Annotated in this window: 4 protein-coding genes; all 4 read left to right on the forward strand. The window is 69.5% G+C overall.

Features of this window, described 5'->3' with window-relative positions:
• Nucleotides 1–332 (forward strand): heme-binding protein (locus AC08OU_RS22610; protein ID WP_476605741.1); only part of this gene is annotated, 332 nt, incomplete at its 5' end.
• A gap of 162 nt (nucleotides 333–494) precedes the next feature.
• Nucleotides 495–1772, forward strand: coding sequence for an ABC transporter substrate-binding protein (locus tag AC08OU_RS22615; RefSeq protein WP_476605742.1), 1278 nt, complete (start codon nucleotides 495–497; stop codon nucleotides 1770–1772).
• A 208-nt stretch (nucleotides 1773–1980) separates the two neighbouring features.
• Complete coding sequence (locus AC08OU_RS22620; RefSeq protein ID WP_476601765.1) at nucleotides 1981–2970, forward strand: malate dehydrogenase; 990 nt, start codon at nucleotides 1981–1983, stop codon at nucleotides 2968–2970.
• Nucleotides 2971–3336: 366 nt separating this feature from the next.
• Nucleotides 3337–4791 carry a cation:proton antiporter gene (locus AC08OU_RS22625; protein ID WP_476605743.1) on the forward strand — a complete coding sequence of 485 codons (1455 nt, stop codon included), beginning with the start codon at nucleotides 3337–3339 and terminating at the stop codon, nucleotides 4789–4791.
• Nucleotides 4792–4849: the final 58 nt, after the last annotated feature.

Consider the following 4849-nt stretch of genomic DNA (forward strand, 5'->3'; position numbering starts at 1 on the left):
GAATTCTGGTTGCCCACGTCCGGATGGACAATGCCCGGCTCGAGACCGCGGATATCTCCGTCGACAAGGCGTGTGCGGCTCGGTCCTGGGCTCCGCCGGCCCAGCTGGTCAGTCATACCGGTGGCGAGGGACACGCTGGCGGCAAGGCACCTGCCACGGGTGACGGCCGCGTCGGACGGGAGCGTCCGTCGCCGGCGGAACCGGTCGTCACGGGTCTGCCCGGTGCGCTGCCGCTGTGGCGGAACGGGGTGATCGTGGGGGCCGTCGGGGTGAGCGGTGGTCCCGCCCCCCTTGACCAGGCCATCGCCCGGGCTGCCGCGGCGGCGTTCTGACCTGGCCGACCTGGCCGACCGGGGCCGCACCCCACGGGGTACCGCGTGGGGAGCCCGAAGCAGGATCGGATCCTGAAACCGGGAGCGATCGATCTTCGGTGAATCTCACAAAATCAACGGAATGGCACCGAAGAGTGGTCCTCCTGGTTCAGGCTTGATGGAGTGAGGAGCATCACGGCTCTGGGGGCCGGGCCGCACCGGCCTCGGCGCCGTCGTGCGGACCGTCGGGCCGCGCTGCTCGGGCTCGTGAGTCTCCTGATCGTCTTGGGAGCGGTCGGCTGCCGGGTCTCCACCGACAGGCCGACCGCGCCCCCGGCCTGCGCGGCGCCGGGCGTCGGTCCGGGCTCGATCAGATTCGGCCTGCTCTATCCGGACACCGGAAACGCGGCGTCACTGTTCCGGTCCTTCCGGGCCGGGGTGGACGCCCGGCCCGGGGTGGCGGACAAGGCGGGTGGTGTGTATGGCCGAAAAGTGATCTATGTCTGGCGGGATGACGCCTCGAATCCCGCCGGGAACCAGGCCGCCGCCCAGGGGCTCGTGGAGGACGACCAGGTGTTCGGAATCATCGAGTCGACCTCCGTGGCCAGTGGTTCCGCTGGTTATCTCAATAGCCGGCGAATACCGGTGACCGGTACCTCGCTGGAAGCGGCCTGGACCCACAACGACAACATGTTCAGCTACTCGAATATGATCTTCGACGGGCCGTCCGTCACGACCTGGGGTGAGTTCGTCGCCGAGCGCGGCGGCCACCGGGCGATCATCGCCCAGTCCGGGTTCTCGGCGACCTCCGTGACCCTCGCCGACAAGATGGCGCTGAGCCTCGCCGCGGCCGGGGTGCGGGTGCTCGGCCGGATCGATGCGACCCGGCCGGTCGACATCCCAGGTATCGGCCGGAAGGTGCGCGATAGCGGCGCGGACGTCCTGGTCGGCGCCGTCACCGGCGCCGCCTTCGGCCAGGTGGTCCTGGGCGCCCGGGTGGCCCGGGCAGATCTGCGGGTCATCCTGTCGCCCACCGGCTACGACCAGCGTCTCCTGCAATTGTTCGGCGGAGTGCTGGCCGGGGTCTACAGTTTCGTCGACTACCTGCCGTTCGAGCAGGAGACTCCCGCTCACCAGCGGTTCCTGCAGGCCATGCTGGAGTACGCGCCCCAGGTGTCCCCGCCGGCCCAGCAGGCGGCCCTGTCCGGGTGGATCTCGGCGGACATGTTCCTGCGCGGCTTGGTGGCCGCCGGGCCATGTCCCAGCCGGGAGACGTTCATCAGGGGCCTGCGGGCGGTGCGCGGCTATGACGCGGACGGGTTGCTGCCCGCCCCCGTCAACTTCGCCGCCCATTTCAGGCAGATCACCCGTTGTTACACCTTCCTTCAGGTCACCGCGGACGCGAAACGTTTCGCGCTGGTCTCGCCCGTACCACGGTGCGGGACCGAGATCGGCCGGTAGCACGTGCCCCATCGCGGCGCCGCGATGTGAGCTGCGTCCGCGCCGCCCGTGCCTCCTGACCAAGAACTTCGGACTAGCCTCGGGCTAGCATCGCTGGGGCGGCAGAAGACGTTCCAGTCCAGGACCGGTTACCCAGCCGGCTCGGGATCGTTACGAGGACGACACGGGCCGCACCCCGATCTTCCGTGATCTGCACCAGGAGAAGCCAGTGAGCTCAACGCCCGTCAACGTCACCGTAACCGGCGCCGCCGGTCAGATCGGCTACGCGCTACTGTTCCGCATCGCGTCGGGCCAGCTGCTGGGTGCGGGCACGCCGGTGAAGCTGTGTCTGTTGGAGATCCCGCAGGCCGTGCGGGCGGCGGAGGGCACGGCGCTGGAGCTCGAGGACAGCGCCTTCCCGCTACTGGCGGGGGTTGACGTGTTCGACGACGCCAAGCGGGCCTTCGAGGGCACCAACGTGGCCCTCCTCGTCGGCGCACGTCCGCGGACCAAGGGCATGGAGCGTGGTGACCTGCTGTCCGCCAACGGCGGGATCTTCAAGCCGCAGGGCGAGGCGATCAACAGCGGGGCCGCCGAGGACATCAGGGTTCTCGTCGTCGGGAACCCGGCCAACACCAATGCGCTCATCGCTCAGACGCACGCTCCGGACGTGCCCGCCGAGCGATTCACCGCGATGACCCGGCTTGACCACAACCGCGCGATCGCGCAGCTCGCCAAGAAACTCGGCGTGCCCAGCACCGAGATCAAGAAGATCACGATCTGGGGTAACCATTCGGCTACCCAGTACCCGGACATCTTCCACGCCGAGGTGGGCGGACGCAGCGGCGCCGAGGCGGTCGGCGACCAGGCATGGATTGCCGACGAGTTCATCCCGCGGGTCGCCAAGCGGGGCGCCGAGATCATTGAGGTGCGCGGCGCATCGTCCGCGGCGTCGGCCGCCTCCGCGGCCATCGACCACATCTTCACCTGGGTCAACGGCACCCCGGCGGGCGACTGGACCTCGGCGGCGATCCCGTCCGACGGCTCCTACGGGGTGCCCGAGGGGCTCATCTCCTCGTTCCCGGTCACCGCGTCCGGCGGCCGGTTCGAGATCGTGCAGGGTCTGGAGCTCGACGCCTTCTCCCGGGAGAAGATCGACGCCTCGGTGCGTGAGCTGGCCGAGGAGCGGGAGGCGGTCCGCGCGCTCGGCCTCATCTGAGCCGATTTCTCCCCGCCTGCGCAGGCTGGTGAAGCGGAGGGAAGCGCGGAGGGCTGGTCACGGTTGCCGGCCCGGAAAACGTGATTACCCCTCCACAACTCCGCGCCATGCGGCGGGAGATGACGCGAACGGCGGACTTCCCGGCGTCCGTTGTGGTTTCTTCTTGAGGGACGTCGGTACCAGTGCCGGCGCCCGCGGCGTCAGCCGACCGAATCGCATGCGCGCGGGCGACGGGGGATGACGAGAAATCCGTGATCCGGGATTCCGGCTCTCGGCTGGCCTGTCGCCGATGCGGCCGTCGGTCGTCGGACGTCGGCTTGGAGCCCTCGCCGCCGTCAGTGGTGGCGAGACGTCCGAGGAGAGACATTGTCCCTCACGTCCGCCCAGCCCGTCCCCTCGATCCCACCGCATTCCCTGCTGCTGTTCCTGCTTCAGCTCGCCGTGCTGCTCAGTCTGGCAATTCTGCTCGGGCGTCTCGCCGTGCGCCTGCGGATGCCCGCCATCGTCGGGGAGCTCTGCGTCGGCGTGCTCCTCGGCCCGTCATTGCTCGGAACGCTGTGGCCGGCCTTCTCGGACTGGTTGCTTCCGCGTGACGCCGCGCAGTTTCACCTGCTCGACGCGGTGGGACAGCTCGGCGTTCTCTTCCTGGTCGCGCTCAGCGGGTTCGAGATTGATACGCGGATCATCCGCCGGCGCAGTCTCACCGTCGCCCGGATCAGCCTCGGTGGGTTGCTCCTGCCGTTGGGTTTCGGGATCGCCACCGGCGTGCTGATGCCGTCCTCCCTGCTGGGCCCCGACGGCGACCGGACGGTCTTCGCGCTGTTCCTCGGGGTGACGATGTGCGTGAGCGCCATCCCGGTGATGGCGAAGACGCTCATGGAGATGCGTCTGACCCATCGGGAGGTCGGGCAGCTCGCGCTGGCCGGCGGGATCATCGACGACGCCGTTGGCTGGCTGATGCTGGCGGTCGTGTCCGCGATGGCGACCACCGGTGTCCGGGCGGGCGACACGGCGTTGTCGGTGCTTTACGTCCTCGGGGCGGGGATCTTCGCGTTGACGATCGGCCGGGTCGTCGTCCGGGCCGTGCTGGGACGGATCATTGCCACGAGTGGTGCCGGGGCTGGGGCTGGCGCCGATCCCGGCGCCAGGAGCGGATCGGTCGTGGCCTTCGTGGCCGTGCTGGTGCTCGCGTCGGCGGCCGGGACGCAGGCGTTGGAGCTGGAGGCGGTGTTCGGCGCCTTCCTGGGCGGGGTCGTCCTCGGGTCGTCCGGCCTGGTGGATCAGGCCAGTGTCGCCCCGTTGCGAATCGTGGTGATGGCGGTGCTCGCGCCCATCTTCTTCGCGACGGCGGGCCTACGTGTCGATCTCACCGCTCTGGGTGAACCCCGGGTTCTGCTCGCGGCGGTGATCGTGCTCGCGGTCGCGGTCTTCGGCAAGTTTGCCGGTGTGTACGCGGGGGCACGGGCCAGCCGGCTGACCCCCTGGGAGGCTCTTGCCCTGGGCGCCGGCATGAACGCGCGGGGGGTCATCGAGATCGTGGTGGCCAGCGTCGGCGTGCGGCTGGGGGTGCTCTCCACCGAGACGTACACGGTCATCGTTCTGGTCGCGATCGTCACGTCGGTCATGGCTCCGCCGATCCTGCGCCGTGCCATGCGACAGGTTGAGCAGACCGCTGCCGAGGAACAGCGCCGTCTCGTGCTGGACGGTCACCATGCGAGCGGTGCCGGTGGCGTCGGTGCCGCGGAGGCGGGCGTCATTCCCGTCGCGAGGCCCGGACGCTCCCCGGAGTTCGGTCCCGCGCACGACACCGAAGGTCGGTGAACCCACCCAATACAACGGGTAGGGACGGGTTAGAATTCGGGATCGGGATCGGGATCGG

The sequence above is a fragment of the Frankia sp. CcMO1 genome (assembly GCF_977945845.1).